This is a genomic window from Candidatus Spongiihabitans sp. (assembly GCF_965247905.1).
Taxonomy (GTDB): domain Bacteria; phylum Pseudomonadota; class Gammaproteobacteria; order Arenicellales; family Poriferihabitantaceae; genus Spongiihabitans.
The window spans coordinates 1,973,194-1,998,499 of sequence record NZ_OZ252047.1; the positions used below are offsets into that span (position 1 = coordinate 1,973,194).

Genomic DNA, 25,306 nt, shown 5'->3' on the forward strand with positions numbered 1-25,306 from the left:
TAACAACCATGCTTCGTTGGTTTGTTGCTTTATGGAAACCGAAATACAAAACACTGTGGATAGAAGATTTACCAGACAAATTAAGTAAAAAAACCATTTACATCGTGGGCGGTAGGGAGTTTCCTTTTCAAGCAGTTTTTTTATGTCCAAAAAATTGCGAAGAGAAAATATTTCTAAACCTATCAGAGCAACATCATAGGAATGAAAGGTGGGATATTACCGAGCATACCGATCACAGCATATCTCTCCATCCTTCGGTTTGGATGAAAACTCTTAAATGTAACTGTCATTATTGGGTTAAGAAAGGACGTATTATTTGGGTTGCCCACTCGTATCCCTTCAATTTTTAACACGTGCCAAAAGTAGAGTTAAGCTACTTCCAACTTTCCAGTACTCATATTGTCTTTAGTAGCTGATTGGATACAGACAATAATTTGTCCATCCTGCCTTGCTGTACCTTATATCGGAAGTGTTCGCCATTGTCGTCCATTTTCAATTGCCGGATTATGGGTTCATTTATTTGGTTTATTTATAGGGATCAGCGGCGTCTCTTAATCCGTCGCCCAGAAAATTGAATCCCAGAATAACAATGATGACCGGAATCACCGGCAGCATCAGCCACGGATAAAGCGCGACAACATTGATGTTTTGTGCTTCGTTCAATAACACACCCCAGCTGGTGATGGGAGGTCGTAGCCCTAACCCCAAGAAACTAAGCGCCGTCTCTCCGAGTATCATGCCGGGAATCGACAGCGATGCTGAGGCAATTAAATGGCTCATGAAACCCGGTAATAGATGTTTGCCGATGATGCGTTTTGGTTTCGCGCCCATGAGCTGCGCGGCGGTGCAGTAATCCTCTTCGCGCAACGCCAGCAGTTTGGAGCGCACCGCGCGCGCCAGGCTGGTCCAATCCAGCATTGCCAGTATTATTGTGATTCCAAAGAACACCGATAACGGACTCCAGGTTACCGGCAGGACTGCGGACAATGCCATCCACAACGGCAGTTCCGGGAACGAGCGCAGTATTTCGATCATGCGCTGCACGACATTATCAATAATTCCGCCGTAGTAGCCGGCGATGCCGCCGACCACAATACCCAACGCGAAACTCACGATAATGCCAATCAAGCCAATCGTAAGCGAAATGCGGGCACCATAAAAAATTCGCGAATACATGTCCCGACCAAGACGATCGGTGCCCAACAGAAAAAACTGCCCACCCTCGGCCGGACAGACAAAATGCTTGTCGGTGTTAATCAGTCCCCAAAACTTATATTTATCGCCGCTGCAGAAAAACCGCAGCTTCTGAATATCATTTGTATTCGACCGATACTCGCGTTTTAGATTTTCCATATTAAGCGTGTATTCCAAACCATACACAAATGGCCCAGCGAATTCGCCTTCATGAAAAATGTGAATTTGTTGCGGTGGCGCATAAATAAAATCAATATTTCGGGTGTGCAGGTTATACGGAGTCAAAAAGCCGCAGAATAAAGCACCAAAATAAATGAAAAACAAAACCATGCTGGAAACCATAGCGAGCCTGTGGCGCTTGAGTTTCCACCACATCAATTGCCATTGCGATGCAAAGTAAAAGCGTTCTTGTGCAGCCGTCAGATTCTCAATTGAATAAGGATCAAACGGCTTATCCGAAACGAAATGTTGACTCATGGGCCGACTCATTTTGCAACCTCGCCCTGTAAACGAATTCGAGGATCGATGGCGGCCAGTAATAAATCGGATACTAAAACACCGATAACCGTTAGCATTGCCAGAAACATCAGAAATGACCCGGCCAAATACATGTCCTGGCTTTGCAGAGCGGATAATAACATTGGGCCGGTAGTGGGCAGGGACAGTACGACCGCAGTAATCTCGGCGCCGGAAATAACGCTGGGCAACAAGCTTCCGATGTCGGCGATAAAAAAGTTCAGCGCCATTCGCAGCGGATATTTCCTGACCAGTTTGTTTTCTTTCATGCCTTTGGCGCGCGCCGTCGTGACATACTGTTTTTGCAATTCGTCCAACAGATTGGCGCGTAGCCGGCGTATCATTCCTGCGGTCCCCGAAGTGCCGATCACGATAACCGGTATCCATAGATGCTCAAGCACCGATTGCAGTTTCCCCCAGCTCCACGGCTGGTCAATATACTGAGGCGCCATCAGCCCGCCAATGGATGTGCCAAAATAAACATTAGCCAGATAAAGCATCACTAACGCCAGTAAAAAATTTGGCGTCGCCAAGCCAATAAATCCGAGAAAACTCAAGCCATAATCACCCCAGCTATACTGGTGAGTCGCAGAATAAATGCCAATTGGAAAAGCAATTACCCAGGTAAATATGATGGTAACCACCGAAATCATTATCGTTAGAAACATTCGGTTGCCAACGACTTCCCGCACCGGCAAATCGTATTCAAAAGAATAACCGAGATCCCCGTGCAGCAGCCCCATAACCCAGACAAAATATTGTTCATGAAAGGGTTTATCCAGGCCATACTCCTGGCGTAAAAATTTTATTTTGTCCTGATCGACCGACTCTCCCTGGCTTTGAAGTTCGGCGATATGGCTTTCCAGATAATCACCGGGCGGCAGTTGAATGATGACGAAAACCAATATACTGATCACCAACAGCGTCGGAATCATCAACAACAAGCGTTTAACAATGTAACTGAGCATGTTTACTTAGCCTGTTGCTCTGTGGCCAACCAGAAGATATCAGGATGATAAACGCCGAAATAGGATGTTGGCGACCAGGCATAAATCGCCTTTTCCGGTACATTTCTTAACAATCGATTGACCACAATCGGTTGCGGAACAGAATTAACAATACCAATACTGTAAACTTGCTCACAAAAATTCTTAAGCATTTTTGTCCATATTTGTTCGCGTTCAGAAAGATCGATAGAGCGGCGCCAACTTTGGTTTAATTCAAACAATTCCTGAACATTCTTCATATCGGGCATTTCTCCGATTTCGCCTTTGGTTTCGTAATACTGCCCCCACTTCGGCCATTGATATTGATCCTGTCGGGTCGGCGCTAATTCAGCCGGACTCATGTCCGCCGTTGGCAAACCATTTTCAATGCCGCTCCAAATCGACATCATCGCTTCGCCGGAAAAAATTCGCTCACGGAACACTTGCCGTTGCGACGGTTTGCTGTAAATTTTGATGCCCAGCTCTAACCAGCTATCGTGAATCAATTCCAGAATATCGGTTTCTTCGGTGCTTTCACCGGCGCTATGGATTATTATTTCCAGCGGCTTGCGGTCAGGCCGCAGACGCAGACCTTTACTATTTCGTTCAGTCAATCCCATTTCATCAAGCAAGCGGTTAGCGCGCTCAGGGTCATACACGGCCCAACGTCGTTTCAGGTCGATATTGTAAAATTTACTATCGGGCAGCACCGTATTATTACTTTCATTAGTAAGACCAAAATAAACCACTTGATTTATTTCATGGCGATTAACCCCCAGCGACAACGCGCGCCGAAATCGGGTATCACGAACCAACGCCCGCCAAACCGAATCGCTGCTGTTCAAATTCGGGTAAAGCGCCTTGTGCGCGCCATTGATGTTTCGCCAAAGGCGAACATCGTAGTTATTGCGCTTCTCGCCTTCTTTCAGAAATGTGTAATTATCGAGCCGTAAATAATGGCCCTGCAAATCCGATTCTCCTGCTCCAGACTTGGCCGGAATCAGACTGCTGGAGACGATATTGATAATGACCTCGTCAATGTAAGGCATCTGCAAGCCGTTAACGTCAACACGATGAAAATACGGGTTGCGTTTAAAAACGTATCGTTCTGCCGGGGGTTTGGTGGTGTTGACCCAGGGTTGCAAGGAGGGTAGTTTCGGGTTGGTCAGTTTGTACTGACGCGCCTTTTTTAAATAATAACCGGCCCAGTTTCGTTTGCCGGACTGTTTGGCCTGAGCCTCGAGTTTTTGTGGGTCGGCATACCTGGGATGAAATTTTGTCAGATAATGTTTTGGTTGGTAAATGAACAGTGGGCTAGGCGCCGCCAAGGCCGGTAAAAAATAGGGGTTGGGTTGCTGCCAACGATAGATTACGGTGTAGGCGTCGGGAAACTCGACCACGGGCAGCTGTTCATCGATAAGCAGTTTTTTGGATGGCCCGAATGGATTCAACTCCGGGTTGTTGGCCACATCTTCCCAGTAGTATTTGAAATCCTCTGAGGTCAGCGGCGCGCCGTCCGACCAGCGATGTCCCTTGCGAAGATGAAAAATAAATTCCTTGTTGTCGTGAACCTCAAATGATTCGACAATATCGGGGATCAACTCCAGGCTTTCGTTATAGCCGACGATTCGGGAATAACCATAGACAACCATCCGACGAATATCCTTGTCCTTACCCATCAGCAGATTCATTTTTCCGCCATATTTTCCCGGCATCAAGTTATTCATGGTTTCATCCATCAATAACGGATTCTCTGGCAAACGCTGCGCCATTGGTGGCAATTTGCCGCTGGCGAGTCGATCGCTAAAATAGTCCGGCTCGGGCGCCGCGGCGGCGGTTAACACATGGGCGCAGAAAATAATTCCGCTGAGCAAGAAAAAGTTAGCCGATCGCCTCATTAGGTTACTTGATTACGTTACCTGAGTTTGAACATAATGCTCTGGCGCAACCGCGGTGAGTTGGGTTTGCGTGCGCGGAGTTTGGGTATATGGCATGGGCCATGCGCTTGGCGTCGATGACTTGCCATCCAGGACCGCATCAAAATCGAGCGGCTTGTTCAAATCGGGAAATGGCACCGCCGACAGCAATGCCTTTGTATAGGGATGCACCGGGTTATTGAATAATTCCTCCTTCAATGCAATTTCAACCAGGCAGCCATGACACATCACCGCGATTCGATCAGCCATGTAATCGACCACGGCGAGATTGTGCGAAATAAATATGTAAGTTAAATTCAGTTCAGACTGCAAGTCTTTAAGCAAATTCAAGACCTGTGCCTGTATCGAAACATCAAGCGCGGAAACCGGTTCATCGCAAATAATAAATTCGGGGCGCAACGCCAACGCGCGGGCGATGCCGAGTCTTTGTCTTTGCCCGCCGGAAAAACTATGCGGATAACGACTCAGAAATCGCGGGTCGAGCCCGACCAAGCGCATCAACTCCCGTACCATCTCAACTTGATATGCGCGGTCACCCACATTATGAATGACCAAAGGCTCTCGAATAATATCGTAAACCGTCATGCGCGGGTTGAGTGAACTAAACGGATCCTGAAAAATGAATTGCATTTTACGTCGAAAAGCAAACAACTCTTCATGTTCAAGGGCGAGGACATTAATTCCAGGGACAATCCCCTGGCCAATCTCCTGTTCAGAATCAAAATAAACAATGCTGCCCGAATCCGGTTGCAACGCTTTCATTAAAATCTTGGATAAGGTGGTTTTGCCACAGCCGCTTTCCCCGACCAACCCAAAACATTCACCGCGCAATACATCAAAACTAACATCGTCAACTGCGCGGATTATCCGATTTGCCCCAATATTATCTGACCAGCCGAACAGCGGCTTGTTGCGAATATTAAATGCACGAAAAACTCTTTTTACGCTTAAATGTATTTTATTTGGATGTGTTATGTCCGACTGCGCTGTTTGAGATTTCCATTGGCTGAGCAACAAATGTCCGAGTTTTGTTTCTATTTCCCGCACCGGCGTTAACCGCTCGCCCGGTTTCATGTCAAAATGCGGCACCGCCCGCAACAATGCCTTGAGGTATGGATGCGTGGGGTTGGAATAAATGTCGTGCGCGCTGCCGCTTTCCATAACCTCGCCGTGGTACATCACCACGACTTCATCGGCGATGTTGGCAACTACGCCCAAGTCATGGGTGATTAACAGCACGGCCATGCGCAATTCCTGCTGCAGGTCTTTTATCAGTTTGAGGATTTGCGCCTGTATGGTCACATCCAATGCGGTAGTCGGTTCGTCGGCGACTAATAATGCGGGGCGGCAGACCAGCGCGGCTGCAATCATCGCCCGTTGTCTTAAACCACCGGACAACTCAAATGGAAAAGTTTTTAATGCCCGGTCCGGATCCGGAAAACCAACCAGGTCCAGCATATCTCGGGTTAGCTTAATGGCCTGGGTTGAATTCACGTCCTGATGCAGCAACACGCATTCGCTGATCTGATTGCCAATGGTATGAAGCGGTGAAAGAGAAGCCATAGGCTCCTGAAAAATCATTGAAATTTTTCCGCCCCTGATGCCGCGCATCTGTTCGCTATCGGTTTTCAAAAGTGCGATGTCGGTAACGTCTTGATTCGAATCTGGTTGCAACAGAATTTCCCCAGCGGAAATTTGTGCGATTTTGGGGAGAATACGCATGATTGCCAGTGCGGTCACAGATTTACCGGAGCCAGACTCACCAACCAGCGCCACGGTTTTACCGTGGGGGATTTTGAATGAAATATCGCGCACCACCGGAAGTAATCCATCGTGCAACTGAAAAACAACTTTTAGATTCCTGATATCCAGGACGTTCATAAGGCCAGGACGTTCATAAGGATTGGGCAATTATTTTGGTTCAAGATACTTTAAGCGGTCGATTTCGGATAGATTTTAGCAGATATTGACACCCATTTTCGTGGCGCATATTGAAGCGAAACTCACACTCTTTCAAAGGAGTCCGGCTACGCCGGACGACATATTTTAACTGGATTCCCGCCTGCGGCGAGAATGACGGGCTGGGGAGACAATGGTGAATCGGAAGGCAATACTCCTTTTGAGAAGACAATGGTAAATAATTGTCACGCAAAGCGTGACACTAAAACGCGCTCTGGCGTAGCCGGACATTTTATTCTTGGTTACTTTAGCGTCTCAACTCGCCTTTGTCCTCTCGATTCACCATTGCCCTATCATTTGTCATTGCCCGGCCCATATTATTATTGGCCGGGCAATCCAGTGGAATATGCCGTCCGGCGTAGCCGGACTCCTTATTACCGTGATACAGCGCAATAAAAGTGATGAAAATTCCACAAATTATCTGTATATTTACATGACACCGTATATGGTGTCATGTTTTAACCGCCATCCATGAATGATCATGAGGACAGATTTCAGAAAATATACAACCTTGAGAACTCGAGAGTAAGGTGCAAAAAGATGAAGCAACTCCTTGAGGCTTTGGGGTTTAAGGTCGAAGATGGCAAGCAACAAGGTCATAAAAAGGTAAAACATCCATGGCTAAGTGACCATCATCATTTTCGTGGCTCGAATTATACATGTGGTCATGGTGCCAATTCCGAGCTACTCAAGAATTACCCAAAAAGCATGTCAAAACTTGTTAAACGATACGAAGCAGAACTTAAAAACTATCTAGAAGAGGAAAATACGTAATGACCAATGATTACACGATACTTATTCGTAAGTTGGGCGAAGCCGGCTCAGATTCCTATGAGGCGCGAGTCAGAGAGTTCCCTGATTTAGTGATTTATGCAGAGGACCACGCTCAGGCATACGAGGAAATCGCCGACTTAATACACGAGATTATTGAAGACCTGTCTAAAGAAGGCCGTTCTATTCCAAATACTATTATGCCCAATGATGATTACAGTGGGAGAGTGACGCTCCGCATCACCAAAAATTTACATTATTATCTGGCACAGCAATCGCAAAATGAGCGGGTGAGTCTGAACCAGTATGTTAATACCTTGCTGTCTTTTTCCGCGGGCTATCTGGAATCAGATAACAGGTGGGTCTCAACTCCCAGAGATAATCCAAACCATAAAAATATTTCACGAAGCACGCCACGCACTATTACCACGAACATGAAGTTCAATTCTAATGATATGAATAAATTTTCAGAAATTGGTAAAGTCGCAGCCTGAAAACATGAAAAAAACAACCTATCTAAAACTTCTTAAAGAGTCCATTCAAGCACTCAACATTAATGATGTTCGGATTATAGGCTTCTCTGGGTTTTGTGATATAGACCATCTTGATGGATTGAATCAAAACCATGCGGATTATGTGCTTGGGAATTTGGCTCAGGTCACTCACTCTCAAGAGCACAAAGAGGAGGGACAGAATAACAATCTGATATTCTTTGCAGAAATGGGAATTAGGTGGACCTTAAATAAAAACGATAACAAGTTGTCCAAGGACAAGAGACCTAAAGATGCAATAGATGTCTGCAAAATTGAAGCCAATTACGCCGTGACCTATTCAAAAATTGCCAACCTAACGAAAAATCATGTTCTGGCTTTCGCGAGTAAAAACGTTGTCTTTAATATTTGGCCCTATTGGCGAGAGTATGTTTCTTCTCAAACCCAAAAAATGGGGGTGCCAAAACTGGTTTTGCCGTTTTACGAACCTCTGCCAGACCAAGATTAAAGATTGATAGAGACGCTGACAAAGTTTAATTCTCCAAAGCCAAATCGGCGGGGATGGCGAAGCCGACCTACGCTTGCTATTCGGATTCCGCAATATCGCCGTGATTCCATGATGTCATTCAGGGACAAACACAGATTGACCCGCAGTTCGCGGATAATTGCCTCGTGCTGCGGGGGAGTGCCGGCACCCGGGTTGTGGCGAGTGTGCGAGCCGTCTTGGGTGCGTCCGGCGTGCTTCCACTTATAGATGGTGGTCATCGACACGCCCAGTTCCGCAGACAGCGCAACAGCGGTTTTGGTGGTGGCCTGGATGTAGCTCCGGGTAGTCGGCGTGGTGGTGGCTAATTTGTGCAGATTAATCTCCATCTTTCAATCTCCTCTGGACATGATGGACGCCTAATAATACACGAAAAGAATCGTAGTAATCAGACGGCACTATACACGAAAGCGGGAACGGTGAGGCGGGACTGCAAATATTGCCCACATCGTGGTTACGCATAGCGCAAAAATTCCTCATATGCGCGGTTGAAGTCATCGAAATTTTTTTCCGTATAAGCAATAAAGTTTTGGTTTACGGTCTGGTCGAGTTCGGAATAAATCTCGGCCACCATGCTCCACATCGTCTCGCGTTGATGGGAGGCTGCGCGCAACGCCTTGAAGCGTCGCCATAGCGCCTTGCTGGCCGCTTCACCGTAATAGCGTTCCAGCATTTCGCGTTCGAGCGTCTCGGGAAACACGCTGTTTGAAGAGATATTGGCAAGATCAAACAGTGGCGTATTAAAGCCGGCGTGTTCCCAGTCGATGATCCAGATGCGCTCGCCATCGTCGATAAAATTGGCGGCGAGCAAATCGTTGTGGCAAAGAGCGGGCTCGATGGCGCCGACCGCCGCTTCCAGTTGCTCGGATATTTTCATCAATCTCGGCAGCTGCGCGGCGCTGCGGCACTCGCTCTCAGCGAGCAGTTTTTGATAGCAGCGCGCCACATGAAATACCGAGAAGCCCAAAACCGCGCCGCGCACCGCACGGGTGCCTTTGCGATGCAAAGTCTTCAACTGCGGCAGAATGCGGGCGAGGTTAGCGCGCACCGCTTCGGCATCCAGCGTCGTGCCCTCGATAAAATCCATGACCAGCGCATCCGCTTCGGCGTAAACCGGTTGTGGCGCAATGCCGACCGCCGCGGCGGCGCGCCCGCAGGCCTGTTCGTTAAACCGCATTACATTGTGCATGGGCGCATCGCCGCCAATCCGCACCACATATTTCGCTCCGGCATCCTCCACCAGATAGTTGTGATTGCTTAACCCGCCGCCCAGCGGTTGCGGCTCGACCGCGCCACGCCAGCACGGTAGCCGCTTGGCTTGGTCAAGCGGTCGTTCAATGGAATTCGTGGTCAAATTAATACTCTCCAATCATATTCTCCAATCCGGGTCATTCTCAGGCGTAACCCGATACTCCATAAAAAGCGGCGACGGTCGCACCATCCGCGAAGCGCACCAAACTTTTGGTTTCACCCAAATCCAACCCTGTTTGCCACGCTTTCGCGCAAGTGTCAAGCGCCTTGTGCATGCCGATGCGGCGCGCAAATTTTGCGTCCGCCGGGCCGGCTTCGGGGTAAAATCCGGCCATGAATAACGCCGACCATGAATAACATCCGACCAACGCCACTGGCGGTTGATTCAAACCGCGGGCTTGCGATGATGCTGATGGTGTTCAGTTCGGTGGTAATCAGCTTTGGCGGATTGATCATGCGCAGCATGGAAGCGGCGGATCCCTGGCAGATCAATTTTTACCGCTCGGTTGCCTTGTTCGGCGTTATTAGCGTCCTGATCCTGTTGCGCTATCGCGGCAAATTCATTGCCCCCATCGAAAACATCGGCGCGCTGGGTTGCCTCGCGGGGGTGCTCCTGGGCATTGCCGGCATGGCATTTTTGCAAGCCCTGACCTACACCACGGTCGCCAACACGCTGTTCATCCTCGGCGCCATTCCGTTTTTTGCCGCGTTGTTCGCGCGCATCTTGCTCAAGGAAAAACTAACCAGAGCGACCTTGCTGACCATGCTTGCCGCCGCCGCGGGGTTGACCGTAATGGTGCTTGAGGGCATTGCCATCGGCTCGGGCGCGGGCAATGGATTTGCGTTATTGACCGCCGTCATGTTCGCGCTGTACGCGGTCATCGTGCGCAGCAAACGGCAGCAGGATATGCTGCCGACGTTGCTCATCTCGGCGCTCTTCATCATCATTGTTTCGCTGATTATGCAAGCCGACGACCTGCTCGTTTCGGCGCACGATTTGCTATTGAGTTTTGTCTGGGGCGGCTTGCTTTCGGGGGTGGCAAACTGGTTGTTCATCTACGCTTCGCGGCATCTTGCCGCGGCCGAAGTAACCCTGTTCATGCTGCTGGAATTCGCGCTGGGGCCGGTGTGGGTATGGTTGGTTGTCAACGAGCAGCCTTCGCGATGGACCATCATCGGCGGCATGTTGATTATTCTTGCGGTTGCGGTGCGCGCCGTGGTTGAACTCGTCGGCGGGGCGAAACCACCGCAACCACCGCGCACGCCGATAGCACCGATTTGATCTGCCGGCTGGTTTCATAATGTATGCTTGCCAACCACATTTCCAGTAATTGGACAAATGACGGGTAAGTTAGAACAGCAAATCAAGTTAATCGCTCAGCATAATGGCTTGATTTTGTTGTATCACTTCATCGCCCGCGAAACTCCTGATGCCTTATTAAAGACGCTGCATAATGTCCCGCCGACAACGCTGCAAACGCACATCAAGGCTTTATCCCGGTTTTTTAAGTTTGTGTCGCTACGGGAGTTTTCACGGGCTAAGTCGAAACGCGGCCTGGCGGCAATTACATTTGATGATGGTTATCGGAATGTGATTAAAAACGCTTTGCCGGTGCTCGAATATTTTGGTTACCCGGCCACGCTTTTTCTAAACCCGATAACATTTTCAAAACGCTGCAGCTGGCGAGACAAAATTCGCTATCTGATTCACCATCAACTGGAACAGGAATTTGCCAGTGAATTTTCATTCCACAATAAATCGGGGCGATTTTATCGCTATAGCAAGCATCCTCAAAATAACAGCGCGTTGCTTGACCAAGCCCTAGATAATTTCTTGAATAATTTCCTGCATAATTTCCCGCAACGCCGTCGCAATAATCTTGGTGGTGATCTTGGCGACGATCTTGGCGACTCTATTTGTAGCGACCTGTATGGCAATAGCCCCTATGCCCAGATACCGAATCTGCCAACCCATCACCCGCTAATGAGTTACGGCAACCATAGCCAAAACCATTATGTGCTATCCTCGTTGACCGACTCGCAGCAGGCGCAGGAAATCGAGCGCGCCCATCAGTGCCTGCAGGACATTCCTAACCTGACGCTTTCGGAGTGTTTTTCCGCGCCTTTTGGCGGCGACCAAGATATAAATTCAGCAACCTATGAATTAGTCAAGGCCATGGATTACCAATCTTTGTTGATGAGCAGACAAAGAATACAGCCCGGTCAATCTGCGACTAATAAAATACAAGTTTTAGAACGCTTTGTGCCGCGCTCTGACGACATAATTGGAGAGTTGACTCAGGCGTATCATATGTAGGGCGAAATAACCGCAGGTGCGCGGTAGAAGGGTTATACTTTCCTTGAAACACAAAGAGATGCCTGACTGAAATGTGTGGACGCTACGCCAACTATATTCGAGACTTGGGTGACTGGGAGAAAATCCTGGGCGACTGGCCTGATGACATCGCCCTGGGATATAACATCGCCCCGACCCAAACTGTGCCGGTTTTTATCGACCACAAAGACCAACACAAAGGAATCGGCATGCGCTGGGGATTGGTGCCGAGTTGGTCAAAGCAGCCGGCCGCGAAATTCGCCACGTTTAATGCGCGCTCAGAAACCGTGGCGGAAAAACCCGCGTTTAGAACGGCCTGGGAAAAAGCCCAAACCTGCTTAATTCCGGCGTTGGGTTATTACGAATGGAAAGGAGAAAAGGGCGACAAGCAACCCTATTTTATTCGCGCCAAAAATTCCGAGCCGCTGGTCATGGCCGGATTATGGGACTGCTGGCGCGGCGATGAGCTTGAACTTTACTCATGCACCATCATCACCCAACCTGCCGTGGGTCAATTAACTGAAGTGCATGACCGAATGCCAGTAACGCTGGAGTTAAAGCAAGCCGAGGTCTGGCTAAAGGATGGCATCAACCGATTTAACCTAATCGTCAAACAACAGCATACCGAGCGCCTGGATGTTTATCCGGTCAGCAAAACGGTCAATCGCGCGACTAGCGACGGCGAGGAATTGATTGCCAGAGATGACGCGACGTCGCTATAATTTACGCCATTAATTTTACGCAGACAGCATTATGTTGGAAGCAATCATCACCGTCATCAGCATCGTCATCGGCATTATCATCGGCTGGGTTGTGCACGCGAAAACCGTGCCAGCGGGTAACGCTGAGCAGGTGACGCGGTTGGAGGACGAGTTGCGCGCGGTGCGCGAGGCCGAGACCGTGGCGCGCACTAATCTGGAAAATTCGCAGCAAAAATTCGCGGAAGAAAAAAACCGCTTGGAGGAAATTCGCGCGGAGATGAACAACGCCTTCAAGGCCATGGCCGCCGATATCGCCAACCGCAACACCGAAACTTTTCTCAAGCAAGCCGGCGAAAAATTCAAGTCGCTCAAGGAAAGTTCGCAACAGGATTTGGATGAGAAGAAAAAACTGATTGATAAAAGTTTAGTCGGCATGAATGAAAGACTGGACAACATTCACAAGCAATCCACCGAATTAAAATCCAGCATCGACACCAGTCAAAAAACCACCGAAGCGCTCAGAGAGAACACCGCCCGTTTGCGCGAAATATTGTCGTCATCGCAAAAACGCGGACAGTGGGGCGAGCGTATGGTGGTGGATATTCTGCAATTCGTTGGCTTGATGGAAAATGTAAATTACACCAAGCAAAGCCCAGTCGAATCGGGACAACGCCCTGACTTCACTTTTATTCTCCCGCAAGAAAAACGCTTAAACATGGATGTGAAATTTCCGCTCGTGCATTACGAAAATTATCTTGCCGCCGACAGCGAAGAGGCGCAAGCGCAAGAAAAATCCGCGTTTCTGCGTGATGTGAAAAATCATATCAAATCAGTTTGCGGCCGCGAATACATCAACCCCGCCGAAGGAACGCTGGATTATGTCATGCTGTTCATTCCGAATGAATCGATTTATGGATTCATCAATCGCGAAGACACCGAACTGGTTGATTATGCGTTACGCAATCATGTTCTGCTGTGCTCGCCGCTGACGTTGTATGCGGTACTGTCCCTTATCCACCAAGCGGCGCGCAACTTCACCATGAATGAACGTGCCTCGGAAGTGATGGCACTGGTCAACGATTTTCGTAATCAATGGAAAAAATATGTCGAGCAAATGGACAAACTCGGCCGCCGCATAGACGGCCTGACCGGCGACTTTCACACCTTGGTACACACGCGCACACGCGCCCTTGATAAGCCGCTCGACAAAATTGAAAACATCTCGCTGGCGGATGAAGGCATCGGGGACGAACCGAAGTTGCTGGATGACCGTAATTCATAAAGTAAATGTGAATAAACAATGAAAAACGCACAAAACCAGATCATGTAAGCCTCAACGTGATTATAACGCGACTCAAAGATGGCCGCTTTGTTATCCCTGACTTTCAGCGCGATTTCGAATGGCGACCTTGGGACATCCTTGAGCTGATGCGCTCTATTTTTCTTGATTATTACATCGGCAGTTTGTTGCTGTGGAAAGGCAAGAGGGAAAACTTTGACGCACTTTCGTGTGAGCCGATATATGGCCACGACAATACCAATGGAAATCGGGAATACATTGTGCTGGATGGCCAGCAACGGTTGACCGCCTTGTATTACGTATTCATGGCACCAGATGTTCCGCTTCCAAACCGGACAAATCGATATTTTTATTTCATCCGCGTCAACAAATTCATGACGGGTGAGCATGACGACGCTTTTGAATATCGTTGGCTAAAAGGCTGGCGAACGAAATTCCTAGAAAATCAGAACGAGCAGTACAAAGCTCATATTTTTCCCCTTTCCGTGATAGGAGAGGGCGGGTTTCAACTTGCAAATTGGGCGCAGAATTACGAGAAATATTGGCGCGACGAGGCTACTGCGTTAGTAGAAAACGATGATCGGGAAAAATTTGAGGCCGCTACACAACACGCGGACGATGCTAAGGAATTTGGCGAGTATTTGAATGACATTATCCATCAATATCAGATTTCCTATATTGAATTGGATCAAGATTTAACCATCGACAAAGTCTGCGATATTTTCACGCAGGTCAATAGTCGCGGAATTCAACTAGATGTATTTGATCTTGTGAACGCGATGTTGAAGCCGAAAGATCTCCAACTCAAACTTATGTGGCGCACGGCTGCCCCGAGGCTGGAATTCGTTGACACGAAGAAGATGAATGTATACGTCCTTTAAGTGATGTCAATCTTAAGACAGTCATATTGTTCTCCCAAGTACTTGTATTACTTACTGCCTGGAGCAAAAAAGCAGGTTCGCGAACCTGACGGGAAACGTCGCGAGGAAATTCTTGTCCCGGACACCATCGATTTCGAAAAACACTGGGGAGTTGCAGTTGGTGCTTTGGAGCACGCGATTAAATGTTTGCGTCACCCACAAGAGTTTGGAGCAATCTCTTCAAACTACTTGCCGTATGCCTCCATCCTACCTGTATTTGCATCGTTGCAAGTTTACGCTCAGTCTTTATCGGCAGAGCGACAACTTAGTGCCAAACAAAAAATTCGTCACTGGTATTGGGCGTCCATCTTCACAAACCGCTACTCAGGCTCCGTAGAGTCAACAAGTGCGCGTGACTTTCTGGATATCAAGCAGTGGATTAACGATGCTTCCGCTGAACCGGGAGTGATTCTTGAATTCAAGAATAATGTAAAAAACCTGAATCTACGAAAGGAAATCAAGCGAAATACCTCCGTGTACAACGGCGTATTTAATCTGCTGGTGCTTAAAGGCGCACCGGATTTGATTAACGGCGAAGCACCGCAGTACGATGATCTTGACGATCATCATATCGTGCCGGTTTCAAAGGCAAAAAGTTTGAATATCAATGATATTCACACCATTCTAAATCGCACGCCGTTAACAGCACACACGAATCGGCACGTAATCCGTGATCGTTGGCCCTATGAATATCTTTCAGAACTCATCAAAGAGAATGGTAAATCCACAGTGCAGGGGATTATGGAGAAGCATTTTGTGTCGCCAAAAGCCCTAGATATTTTGTTGAGAAATCCATTCACTTACGACGACTTTGAGGCATTCATCAAAGAACGGGAACGTGTCTTACGGGAAGCGATTAAAAGTCTGGTAATGTAAAGATGAGTCTGATTCGCCTCTGTAGTTAAGTAGCGATTCTGACTAACAGGATTGATTGTCTTTGATGCTTGTGCCGAAGCCCAAATGAAAATCGCATTCTTGTATGAGCATCCGACTTGGTCTGATGCGCTGATAGCCGCGTTTGAGCGGCGCGGGGTGGCGCTGATCTTGCGTAATATTGCCGATCTTAGTTTCGACGCGGACGCGACCGACAAGCCCTTTGACGCAGCCATTAACCGTATCAATGTCATGCCTTCTTCGGAGCGGCAACCGCAGATTGTGTTTCAAACCTTGCACTATCTGAACTGGCTGGAGCTGGCCGGTGTGCGCGTAATCAATGGTGCCCGGGCGCATTTTATTGGCGCTTCTAAAGCGATGCAAAACGGCATTTTTTCTGCCTTGGGGCTGGCCCATGCCCGGGCGATCGCGATTTATCGGCCGGCGGATGCGCTGGCCGCGGCCGACAATATCGGCTACCCGGTGATCATTAAGCCGAATATCGGCGGCTCAGGCTATGGCATCGCGCGCTACAATACCCGCGCGGAACTCGCGGAGGCAATCCGGCTAAGCGCGCTTGATTTGGGCATTGATCGCAGCGGACTGGTGCAGCAACACATCGAATCCGATGGTTATGTATATCGCATAGAAGTGCTTGGCGACCAGTTGTTTTACAGCATCAGGCAGCCGATCAACGAAGGGAGTTATAACTATTGCGCGGCGGATGGGTGTGCCGCGGGTGCGTCGTCGGCAAATAATCATGACGCAATCGATCATGACGCAATCGATCATGACGCAGGCGATTTTCCTGCGCGGGATGCGGATAGCCCCGAGCGGATTGAAGCGTTCAGTCCGCCCGAATCCATCATCTCCGCCGCGATTAACATTGTCCGCCATTGCGGCGCCGATGTTGGCGGAGTTGAATATTTCATCGACTCGAATACCGGCGCGCCCTGTTTCTATGACTTCAATCCCTATTCCAACTTTGTGCGCAATGGCGAATCGCTCTTCGGATTCTCGCCTGAAAACCGCTACATTGACTTTATTCTGGCGTCCTTATGAATCGCGTGAGATCGCGCAAGATGCGCGACCAGATTAAAACTTGCGGATTAACGAAAACTGGATAAGTTGGCGATTAACGCCACCTTCTTGAGTTCAATTTTTTTCTGTATCTTGTGCGCCAAATCCTGATCGTGAGTCAGGCAATCGACGCAGACTGTGGCATGTTGACTACTGGCTTCAAGCACCGCGTTTTCCATGGCTTTGGCAATAATCACGGCGACTTTTTCAAGTTCGCTTTCGGTCAGCGATGCGCTAAGCGCTTCACTCGCATCCGTAGCGGCCTTATTGGCCACGTTTGATAAGTTCATGTCTTGCTCCTGATTTTGAAAATGCTGATTTTGAAAATAATTGAGCCGAGTTTATCATAAATCATCCCGGTTTTCCCGGATTTGTCCGGGTTCACCACATATGAGACAAATCAGGTCGCAAGGTGGGTTGCCGATAATACGCCATCGGCGCCATTAAATCCAAACTATCGTGTGGTCGGCATGATTATAGGTCCACTGGTAATGGACCAGTTCCGGGTTGATCGCGGTCACCGTCAACGGCCCTCGGAAGTGAGGCTTCAGCCTCGCCAAGCCATTGCCAGGATGGCGGGACTAAAGTCCCACTTCCGATGCCGCCGGCCTGACCTGCTTTAAGCGCACTAGCCGGGCCAGGTTGACAGTCTCTTATGTGTCTGAGCCCGAACAGATTATTTAGAATAACAAAGCGGAATGGTTGAAGCCGTATTAATGATATGTCAATGATATATCCGGGTTTCATAACGTTTGCTCAACGGCGTCATTGGCTTATTACACTTTCGCTCACTCAATAAATTTGAAGCGAGAGCCAGTTGGCCATCCCGGATGGCGGCGTCCAGGAGAGTTTGGGAGAGTATATCGCGCTGGGCGTGACTGCCCCCAAAACGGTTGGCGATGGGCCGTAAATTAACCAGGCAGGATACCGTCTCGGCATACCGTTTTTCTCCGAATGCCAACATGGCGCGGCACGCCGGAATGCCCACATCCCGCGACATCATGGCATTAAGCCCGGTCGAATGCGCGGCAGTATTTTCAACTGCCGCCAGAATTTCCCGGGCCGCGGATAATCTTTCCGCGCCCACAAACGCGATCAGGGCATGAAAGTCATTAAAGGCGTAGTAACCGTTTTCCAATTCGGTTTTGCTGGCCCACATGTCGGCCAGTTCGTCCCAGCGCGACCCGGTGTCCACCCCCTGCAACATCAACCGCCATAATAATGCAGAAGCATCGAGAAGTTGTGATGATAAATCACAGGGCTGCGGCAGAATCCGGCTATCGTATAATCCCAAGGCGCCGTTAAAATCATCCCTTTCCATATAGTACAAGGCGAAGTGCCACCAGTTATGAAAGGCAAAGCCATTGTCGGGAGCCCAGTCATTGACCCGTTCGGTGTACAGGGTTATGCCCTCGTCATAGCGCCCCTGCATCTCCAGCACATGGGCAATCGCATGCACCGCCCAGCCGTCGCGTGGTTCAATTGAAAGCGCATAATAACCGGTCTCCTCGGCTATTTTGTGCTGGTTGCATTCTTCCAGCCCAAAAGCGTACATGCCCTGAATATAGGAATATCCGGGGACGTCCCGGTGCCAGTGTGTCAACGTGCGCCCCACCCGATCGCGCAAATTGAGCGCATCGCCCCGGAAAAAATCGGTTAAATGAGCAAGTTGCAGGGCCATAGCATCACGCGGGTAGTCTGTCAGTACCCGGTCCCAGGTTTCGCATGCTTTGTCCCAGCGCCCTTCCATCCACTGGCGAGCAGCATGAACGAGCATTTTTTCCCTATCATTGGATTTGGTGGAGAGTGCTTCGGCGCGCTCAATGCTATTCCTGATCGCCGAAATATACTGCCGCTCACCCATGATCAGCATAGCACTGGCGACGAAGATATGTCCGAGGACAAATTCAGGGTCGTTGTTTAGTGTCGCTTGCATGGTTTCAACCGGGTCGCCGAAATAACTGTGAAACTGAACCAAGGCAGTTTCAAAATCCTCAAGGCTTTGCGGAGCGCATGCCGAAACCGGAACTTCCCGGGCATCGTGCTGGCTGTTTACTGACATAATGACCACCTGTTAGTGCATATCCTGATCATCATACCGCAAATAAAGCGGCTTTGGAAAGCAACATGCCTGGCCGTTGGCGCTCGCCGAATTGTGTTGTTCAACCGCGTCAACATCCGCAGCAGGACTGCTTGAAGCCTTGTTTAATATGCCCGCCCTATTCCATTGTTGCCGCATTTTCTAAACACGTTCACATGACAACCGGCCGGTTTCGGCGTAGTATTGACTATCATTCCGATTGAAATAATTTAACCGAAACTAAAGAGGTGTAATATGCAGATAACAGAAATACTGAACACCAAGCAGGGATCGGCGCCGGACAAGGTGGTTTCATGCGAACAGTCCGATCGGGTAAGCGATGCGCTGAAATTAATGATCGACAATAATATCGGCGCGCTGCCGGTTGTTTCCGGAGAGAAAGTGGTTGGCGTTTACTCTGAACGCGATGTCGTTAAGAGCTGTCAGCAGCAAGGCGCGGATTTTCTCGGCTGCAATTTGCGCGACATGATGAGCGCCAATGTGATCACGGTTCGCCCCAATCAGTCGGTTGACGATGCCTTGGTGCTCATGCGCGACAACAACATTCGGCACTTGCCGGTTATAGAAAATAATAAAATGGTTGGATTTTTGAGCCTGAGGGATCTCATGAATGCCAAATTGGATTATGCCAACAAAACGGCGGAGTTTCTAAAAGATCAAGTGCATATTATGGATAAGCCGTTGCCGATGTAAGATGGCCGATGTAGGATGGCTGATGCAGAGACTATGCCATGCGATAGATTTGGTCGCCGTTGTCTTTGAATACGGCAAGCATGTTTTTTAGTCGGCTTCGTTCGCACCGACATCCCTATAAATTCATGCCTATAAATTCAGGCCTATAAATTACTCCGTAACACGAATACGCGGTTTGGGCGAAAATCGAATTTCCAGTCGGCGGTTTTGGGCACGGCCTGGATTGCTGTCGTTGGTAGCGATGGGGCGACTCAAGCCGTAGCCGACCACGCGCAAGCGCCGCGCATCGACGCCCTGATTGATCAGGAACCGTGCCGCCGCCGATGCCCTGGCGGCCGACAATTCCCAGTTGGACGGGAACATATTCTGGTGCACCGTCTTGATGGGGATATTGTCGGTATGCCCTTCCAAGCTGACCGAGTATCCCGGATAATTTTCAATCAACTCGATCACCTTCGACAGCACCGCCTGGCCCGTGGCCGACAGACGCGTCGAGCCCAGATTGAAGACCACATCGCTGCCTAATTGAATCGTGGTGGTGGCATCGCGCAGTTCCTGGATTTCACCGTCCTTGCGGCTCAACTCAGCGCTCATGTCCTGTTTAAGCCCTTTGATATCCTCACGCAGTTGCTCGGCATGACGGCTTTCCGCCGACACGATCTCGGCGGACAATTCCGCATTTTTCGCTTCCAACTCGGATATTTGCTCGGCATGACGGCTTTCCGCCGACACGATCTCGGCGGACAATTCCGCATTTTTCGCTTCCAACTCGGTTATTTGCCCGGACAACACTGCCGACTCGTCCGCTGTAATCTCCGGCGCCAGCGCGCGATTCTGATAAGTCAGGTAACCGCGATTCTGGTAAGTCATGTAACCGGCAACCGCCACCGCCGCCACCAGCAACACACTTAATAGCACCGTTAATTTATTCATAATGGGACACCTTGACTGATTCTATGGATAATATTTTGCCGCGGAATTATAATGACACAAAACAGCAATTTCAAGACCCGCGCCATTGCGCATCCATGGTTATGATGTGCGCGTCTTAATTATTGGGATTTTTGATCGCGCCTTAAATGGATTACATTGCCAAGGAAACAGCAGCCGATGGTTTTTCAGGTGAAGGCGAGTTTTCCATACATTTTCTGATTTTGTTTTCGATATCAGAGGGATGAAAAGAAACATCCCAATGCCATGTTCCAAAGCCGCCTTGCTCATTCACGGCTTGCACCCATTGGTTTAAGTATTCCCGCTTGGTTTTATCTTGTTGGCTATCGGCACCCTTGACCTCCAGTATCAAATATTCGCCGTTAGCTAGCCGAATCAGAAAATCGGGGTAGTATTTTCTGATGATGCCCTGGTGATTATACAAAATGGAAAATCCTAAATGGTCGTTTTTGACAAAGGATGTCACTAGATCGGATTGTTCAAGAAAATAAGCTTCCGTCGCTTCCCACCCACTGTCATACACGCAATGACTGATGTGTGATTTTTCAACCCACTCGCAGGGTTTACTGGTAAACCAGGGTCTCATGCCAGATGTTGACTTGATTGGATTTTCCCGGTTAAACACTGGCGTTAATTTTTCAGTGTTCTCTGCCCGAATCTCCGACCAAATGTATTGAATGATTTTATTCATGTTGAGAATAATCAATATTTTATTTTTTGACTCATCCTCATTAAACAAATTGTTTTTAATTACAATTTTTCCCGATTGAATAAACGCTTCAACCAGCCTGACAACTTGCGCGAGCAACATCTCCTTGGGACCTTTCCAATCCGGTTGTTGCTCTGCGTTGTAAATTGAAGCGGCTACCTTAAAAACTATGGTTTGCACTCTTGTCTCTACTGCGATTTTCTCCAAGCCAATAGCCGCTTTAACCGCGGGATTTGCCTGCCCGGAAATAATAGCGGCCAAATCCGCTTGGGTAATCGTCTCGTAAGGATCTATTTCCAGGGTTTTAACCTTCTGCCAATCCAATGTAAGCAAAGGATGATAGACATGATCAATGCGAACGACATTCGGCCATCTAATTTCATGCTTTGATTTTTCCTTCATCGGCTCAATTCTTGTTTTCGGTAATGGTGGCGGTGGCGGGCCGCCTTCGCCTTCCTCGTGCGGCAGAAAGGTAAAAGGGACGCCAAATATATTGACATATTCCGCTTCAAACAAACCGTCATCGCCGACATCATAACTGACCCGTCGAAGCCCGCGCCCAACAACCTGCTCGCACAATAACTGGCTGGAAAAAGCGCGCAGGCCCATGATATGGGTGACTGTTTTGGTGTCCCATCCCTCTGACAACATGCCTACCGAGATTACATTTTGAATCCGCTCGCCCGGCTTTCCTGCATCGCCGACCGTATCGACTGTTTGTCGTAACCATTCCGCTTGCTGTCTTTTCGTCAATTTCGGCGCGGCTTCCTGGTTTACATCCCCAGCCGCCACTTCGATTTCAACCGCTTCCGTTTCGGCTTCGGCTACATTGAGCACTTTGCTGTCTATCTGCAAAATTTGATCTATGTTGCACAGTTCCGGGATTAAAATTTTGTTATGCTCAAAAGCGTATTTTATCCGCGCCGAAGTTTCCGTTCTGTTGGCAACGGTAATCATCACTGGCGGCACTGGATGCCTGGCTTGCTGCCACGCTTGTTTGGCGATTTGCCAATCCATGCCGAGCAAATAATAGGCATTGGTGATCAAGTCAGGCAGCGGCTCCGCTTCCGCCGCCGGACGGTTGATATCGTCTTTTACTTCATCATCGGCATAAATATGGTAAAGCCGTGATTTCAGTTCTTTGGTGACGATGCTGTCATCCCGAACCACCACTCGCGGCGTTTTCACCAACCCCGATTCAATCGCGTCATTTAAGCCAAAATCAGACACAATCCAGGTGAACAACGCATCCTCCGCTGTTCTTTTACCGGAGGGCGAAAACGGAGTGGCGGAAAGGTCAAAGCACCGCAGGATTCCTCTTTGCTCGTGTATCCGGTCCAAACCGCCGACCCAGATGGTGGCTTCTTCCGCGCTGTCTTTCTCTGAGCCGATGCGTCGATACTTGCCAACCGCCTCCGGGTTCACTCGCCAGGCGTGATGCGCTTCATCGTTGATAACCAGTATATTCCGCGCATTGGCCATCTCGCCCAAAACCTGCCGCACATAGGCGGTCCCGCTTATTTCGGTTTGTTTCCTTTTATCCACCGAGCGTAATTGCCCTTTTTCAATCTTCTTATCGAGTTTTTCCTGGGTATCCCATGCCAGTGTATGCCAGTTCTGGATTAACACTTTTCCTTGCCTGAGTTTGTCCATCAAAGCGGTCGGGACGATATTAAATGCTTCGTAATAGTTCTCCTCGTGAGCGGGTTGCAATACCTGCAAGCGGTTTTTTACGGTGAGTCCGGGTGCTACCACCAGGACATATTTGCTGAACCGCGCATCCGTTGAATAGGTGACTTTATTCAAAAAATTCCAGGCAATAATCATCGCCATGATGATGGTCTTGCCTGAACCAGTGGCCATCTTGCTGCACCAGCGTTCAAAACTGCCGCTGTCGCCTTCAATGTTAATGCCGATTCTGTCTGCGGCGGGTGCTTCGGTCAACCAGACCAAAGTTTCGATCGCTTCCAACTGGCAAAAGAAAAATCGGCTGTTCTGGCGTTGTTCTGGATCTTGCCAGTACTCCAGCAGTCGCTTTGTGATGCCAGTGACACCGGGATAACCCGCTTCCCGCCATACTTTTACACGGGGGCGGATTTTGTTGACCAGTTCAATTTCGATGGAAATACCCGGATCATCAAAGCCTTTGAAATTCGGTGTCGCTATGACATAACCCGCTGGCCGTCGCCCTTCTTTGATGTGGAAATCTCTGTTCTCCCGGTTATACAACCAATGGTGTTGAGGCTCCTCATACGGGTTGTTGATAATTAGTTTGGTGATTTTTTTGTTCATCTTCTCAAACTTTAATACCAAGAGCATTAATCATATCTATAAAACTGATGCAGTTAACTTTCTTTTCTTCGCATATTAACGGAATTTTATAATTGCTTTTTTTATTCGGTTTTGGTTTTTGGTATGCTTCAAAAGTTACGACAATTTGATCCATTATTTTTGCATAAGCAATCAATAGCATATCATTCTGATCAGCCCCATTAGATTTATCGTCTATTTGATATTCTTGCTCCATACTCAAGGAAAGAAGGTTAATGTTATCGTTGATAGGGTACTCAGGAAAATTATTTTTAGTCAGCCATGTACGCAATGGATATTTATCTTTTTTTTCGGGCTGAGACAATTTGTTATCTATTGATGAAATTGGTTCAATTTCGTCATAGATGGGTTTAATCAAAATAATATCATTTCTATGTTGGGCAATCTGTTTCCAGAGGGTAGGAAAGGTATTGATGGGATATGATGTACACCAAGGTGTAATAAAAACATTTGCATCTACACAATATTTACCATTCACAGCTTCTCTTCCAGCTGTAGGGCATGTGACGCTTGCTTAAAGTCAAATAATTTACATAATTTATGTAACCCAATCTCTCCATTGTGATAGGCTTGAAAAAGCGCATTAGTATAGATTTGACCGTATTGTCTCAGCGCTTCTGTCGGCATGTTTCTAGCATGCCCTCCTGTTTTTCCCTTTAATATCTTTTGGAATCGCGCAAGCTCTCTTTTTATCTGTGTTTCAATTTTTATATACAGGATCTGATTAATTATATTTAGTTGCCGTAGTCGCACCAAACAAGCATAAGTACTTACCTTAAAGCGTTTTGCCATAGGCTCAATATCACTCAAATCACTAATATCATAATCGCGTATGACAGATAGAAATGGATCAGCAGGCATTAACACATTGCCAGCAAATTCCTCGCACCACTTTTCCATCCGTTGGTTCTGATTACTCCAACCGTCAATCGCATTTTCGCCACGGAGTAAATGTCCTAATTCATGAAACAAAGTAAATGATTGTGCCTTTTTGGCATCTGAATCATTGATGACAATAATCGGTAAGGTTGGATGATAAAGAGCCAAACCGCGAAACGCATCTTTATCCATGTGAGACCAACCCCTATATTTGCTGGTCATAAAAACAAAGATGTTTTTTTCTTCCAGTTTTTCTCTCCATTGTAATAGTTCAAGATTTCCTTCTTCATCTAGCCATTGTCGCACCTGTCTAGCAGCGATTTGCGGAGATTCACTCTTTGACAACCCTGGCGGGTCAAATTCCTCTATTCTTTCGTCCATCTCTTCTCGTAATTCCAAAATTAAATCGCGTAAACGTTCTATCTTAGCGATTAAAATGCGAACTCCAGAACGGTTAAAGATATTTACACCATCGCGGGTAAACTGACGAAAAGCAGGAACCGTTTTATCGAATTGATACTTCTCTGGTAAAACTTCAGAAACAAAGACCCACCGAGGCACGTGGTACAACTTGGCAAGAATGTCTAATTGGTTAAAGGTAAGAAGCCGCCCACCCTCTTCAACATCAGCAACGAATTTTATCCTTTTTTCTACATCGGCATGACTGAAACCGGCTTGTTCACGACATTGGCGAAGAACTTCAGGATTAATGTTTTCTACTCGTGAACTCATCACTTAACCTCCGCTCCCATGTCCCGCAGATGCCTAGCATTTCTGACGTAAA

26 protein-coding genes are annotated in these 25,306 nt (G+C 48.2%); 13 read left to right on the top strand and 13 right to left on the bottom strand.

Annotated features, from left to right (window positions below; all coding sequences use genetic code 11):
• Positions 1–8: 8 nt before the first annotated feature.
• Positions 9–350: a DUF6527 family protein gene (locus ACP158_RS10175; protein ID WP_424946017.1), complete on the top strand. Its 342-nt coding sequence runs from the start codon at positions 9–11 to the stop codon at positions 348–350.
• 175 nt (positions 351–525) lie between these two features.
• On the opposite strand, the gene ACP158_RS10180 is transcribed toward ACP158_RS10175, so the two are convergent.
• Genes ACP158_RS10180 through ACP158_RS10195 form a run of 4 tightly spaced genes read right to left on the bottom strand, consistent with a single transcriptional unit; the run spans position 526 to position 6,514 of the window.
• Positions 526–1,671 carry an ABC transporter permease gene (locus tag ACP158_RS10180; protein ID WP_424946018.1) on the bottom strand — a complete coding sequence of 382 codons (1,146 nt, stop codon included), beginning with the start codon at positions 1,669–1,671 and terminating at the stop codon, positions 526–528.
• 8 nt (positions 1,672–1,679) lie between these two features.
• Positions 1,680–2,678: an ABC transporter permease gene (locus ACP158_RS10185; protein WP_424946019.1), complete on the bottom strand. Its 999-nt coding sequence runs from the start codon at positions 2,676–2,678 to the stop codon at positions 1,680–1,682.
• A 2-nt stretch (positions 2,679–2,680) separates the two neighbouring features.
• Positions 2,681–4,594, bottom strand: coding sequence for an ABC transporter substrate-binding protein (locus tag ACP158_RS10190; protein WP_424946020.1), 1,914 nt, complete (start codon positions 4,592–4,594; stop codon positions 2,681–2,683).
• A gap of 12 nt (positions 4,595–4,606) precedes the next feature.
• A complete protein-coding gene (locus ACP158_RS10195; protein WP_424946021.1) occupies positions 4,607–6,514 on the bottom strand; it encodes a dipeptide ABC transporter ATP-binding protein in 1,908 nt (635 codons plus the stop codon).
• 249 nt (positions 6,515–6,763) lie between these two features.
• Here ACP158_RS10195 and ACP158_RS10200 point away from each other — a divergent pair, with 249 nt between their 5' ends.
• From ACP158_RS10200 to ACP158_RS10215, 4 genes are all read left to right on the top strand, one after another.
• Positions 6,764–6,988 (top strand): hypothetical protein, encoded by a 225-nt coding sequence (locus ACP158_RS10200; protein WP_424946022.1) that lies wholly within the window; start codon positions 6,764–6,766, stop codon positions 6,986–6,988.
• 144 nt (positions 6,989–7,132) lie between these two features.
• Positions 7,133–7,366, top strand: a complete 234-nt coding sequence (locus ACP158_RS10205; protein WP_424946023.1) for a type II toxin-antitoxin system HicA family toxin — start codon at positions 7,133–7,135, stop codon at positions 7,364–7,366.
• Positions 7,366–7,857 (top strand): toxin-antitoxin system HicB family antitoxin, encoded by a 492-nt coding sequence (locus tag ACP158_RS10210; protein ID WP_424946024.1) that lies wholly within the window; start codon positions 7,366–7,368, stop codon positions 7,855–7,857. The genes ACP158_RS10205 and ACP158_RS10210 overlap by 1 nt, the downstream gene beginning before the upstream one ends.
• A gap of 4 nt (positions 7,858–7,861) precedes the next feature.
• The gene (locus ACP158_RS10215; RefSeq protein ID WP_424946025.1) at positions 7,862–8,362 is read left to right on the top strand and encodes a hypothetical protein; all 501 of its coding nucleotides are present in this window, start codon (positions 7,862–7,864) and stop codon (positions 8,360–8,362) included.
• Here the strand turns inward: ACP158_RS10215 and ACP158_RS10220 are convergent.
• The 3 genes from ACP158_RS10220 to ACP158_RS10230 all read right to left on the bottom strand — a co-directional run bounded on the left by ACP158_RS10220 (position 8,359) and on the right by ACP158_RS10230 (position 9,984).
• Positions 8,359–8,727, bottom strand: a complete 369-nt coding sequence (locus tag ACP158_RS10220; protein WP_424946026.1) for a hypothetical protein — start codon at positions 8,725–8,727, stop codon at positions 8,359–8,361. The genes ACP158_RS10215 and ACP158_RS10220 overlap by 4 nt on opposite strands.
• A gap of 125 nt (positions 8,728–8,852) precedes the next feature.
• Positions 8,853–9,752: a phosphotransferase gene (locus ACP158_RS10225; protein WP_424946027.1), complete on the bottom strand. Its 900-nt coding sequence runs from the start codon at positions 9,750–9,752 to the stop codon at positions 8,853–8,855.
• Between the two features lie 40 nt (positions 9,753–9,792).
• Positions 9,793–9,984, bottom strand: coding sequence for a hypothetical protein (locus ACP158_RS10230; protein ID WP_424946028.1), 192 nt, complete (start codon positions 9,982–9,984; stop codon positions 9,793–9,795).
• Between the two features lie 14 nt (positions 9,985–9,998).
• Between ACP158_RS10230 and ACP158_RS10235 the strand changes: the two genes are divergently transcribed.
• The 7 genes from ACP158_RS10235 to ACP158_RS10265 all read left to right on the top strand — a co-directional run bounded on the left by ACP158_RS10235 (position 9,999) and on the right by ACP158_RS10265 (position 16,840).
• Entirely contained in the window at positions 9,999–10,931 is a 933-nt protein-coding gene (locus ACP158_RS10235) for a DMT family transporter (RefSeq protein ID WP_424946029.1), read from the top strand.
• 57 nt (positions 10,932–10,988) lie between these two features.
• Positions 10,989–11,966, top strand: coding sequence for a polysaccharide deacetylase family protein (locus tag ACP158_RS10240; RefSeq protein ID WP_424946030.1), 978 nt, complete (start codon positions 10,989–10,991; stop codon positions 11,964–11,966).
• Positions 11,967–12,037: 71 nt separating this feature from the next.
• Positions 12,038–12,706 carry an SOS response-associated peptidase gene (locus ACP158_RS10245; RefSeq protein WP_424946031.1) on the top strand — a complete coding sequence of 223 codons (669 nt, stop codon included), beginning with the start codon at positions 12,038–12,040 and terminating at the stop codon, positions 12,704–12,706.
• Positions 12,707–12,737: 31 nt separating this feature from the next.
• Positions 12,738–13,967 (top strand): DNA recombination protein RmuC, encoded by a 1,230-nt coding sequence (locus ACP158_RS10250; RefSeq protein WP_424946032.1) that lies wholly within the window; start codon positions 12,738–12,740, stop codon positions 13,965–13,967.
• A gap of 56 nt (positions 13,968–14,023) precedes the next feature.
• The gene (locus tag ACP158_RS10255; RefSeq protein WP_424946033.1) at positions 14,024–14,866 is read left to right on the top strand and encodes a DUF262 domain-containing protein; all 843 of its coding nucleotides are present in this window, start codon (positions 14,024–14,026) and stop codon (positions 14,864–14,866) included.
• Positions 14,867–14,908: 42 nt separating this feature from the next.
• Positions 14,909–15,781: a hypothetical protein gene (locus ACP158_RS10260; protein WP_424946034.1), complete on the top strand. Its 873-nt coding sequence runs from the start codon at positions 14,909–14,911 to the stop codon at positions 15,779–15,781.
• Between the two features lie 84 nt (positions 15,782–15,865).
• The gene (locus tag ACP158_RS10265) at positions 15,866–16,840 is read left to right on the top strand and encodes an ATP-grasp domain-containing protein (protein WP_424946035.1); all 975 of its coding nucleotides are present in this window, start codon (positions 15,866–15,868) and stop codon (positions 16,838–16,840) included.
• Between the two features lie 47 nt (positions 16,841–16,887).
• Here the strand turns inward: ACP158_RS10265 and ACP158_RS10270 are convergent, their stop codons facing one another.
• Both ACP158_RS10270 and ACP158_RS10275 read right to left on the bottom strand, forming a co-directional pair.
• Positions 16,888–17,148, bottom strand: a complete 261-nt coding sequence (locus ACP158_RS10270; RefSeq protein ID WP_424946036.1) for a hypothetical protein — start codon at positions 17,146–17,148, stop codon at positions 16,888–16,890.
• Between the two features lie 434 nt (positions 17,149–17,582).
• Positions 17,583–18,920, bottom strand: a complete 1,338-nt coding sequence (locus ACP158_RS10275) for a tetratricopeptide repeat protein (protein WP_424946037.1) — start codon at positions 18,918–18,920, stop codon at positions 17,583–17,585.
• A 273-nt stretch (positions 18,921–19,193) separates the two neighbouring features.
• Here ACP158_RS10275 and ACP158_RS10280 point away from each other — a divergent pair, with 273 nt between their 5' ends.
• A complete protein-coding gene (locus tag ACP158_RS10280; RefSeq protein WP_424946038.1) occupies positions 19,194–19,652 on the top strand; it encodes a CBS domain-containing protein in 459 nt (152 codons plus the stop codon).
• Between the two features lie 150 nt (positions 19,653–19,802).
• On the opposite strand, the gene ACP158_RS10285 is transcribed toward ACP158_RS10280, so the two are convergent.
• The 4 genes from ACP158_RS10285 to ACP158_RS10300 all read right to left on the bottom strand — a co-directional run bounded on the left by ACP158_RS10285 (position 19,803) and on the right by ACP158_RS10300 (position 25,254).
• The gene (locus ACP158_RS10285) at positions 19,803–20,585 is read right to left on the bottom strand and encodes an OmpA family protein (RefSeq protein WP_424946039.1); all 783 of its coding nucleotides are present in this window, start codon (positions 20,583–20,585) and stop codon (positions 19,803–19,805) included.
• A gap of 151 nt (positions 20,586–20,736) precedes the next feature.
• Positions 20,737–23,604: a BPTD_3080 family restriction endonuclease gene (locus ACP158_RS10290; RefSeq protein ID WP_424948449.1), complete on the bottom strand. Its 2,868-nt coding sequence runs from the start codon at positions 23,602–23,604 to the stop codon at positions 20,737–20,739.
• A 4-nt stretch (positions 23,605–23,608) separates the two neighbouring features.
• On the bottom strand, positions 23,609–24,121 hold the full coding sequence (locus tag ACP158_RS10295; RefSeq protein ID WP_424946040.1) for a DUF4411 family protein: 513 nt from the start codon (positions 24,119–24,121) through the stop codon (positions 23,609–23,611).
• Positions 24,118–25,254, bottom strand: a complete 1,137-nt coding sequence (locus ACP158_RS10300) for an ImmA/IrrE family metallo-endopeptidase (RefSeq protein WP_424946041.1) — start codon at positions 25,252–25,254, stop codon at positions 24,118–24,120. The genes ACP158_RS10295 and ACP158_RS10300 overlap by 4 nt, the downstream gene beginning before the upstream one ends.
• Between the last annotated feature and the right edge of the window lie 52 nt (positions 25,255–25,306).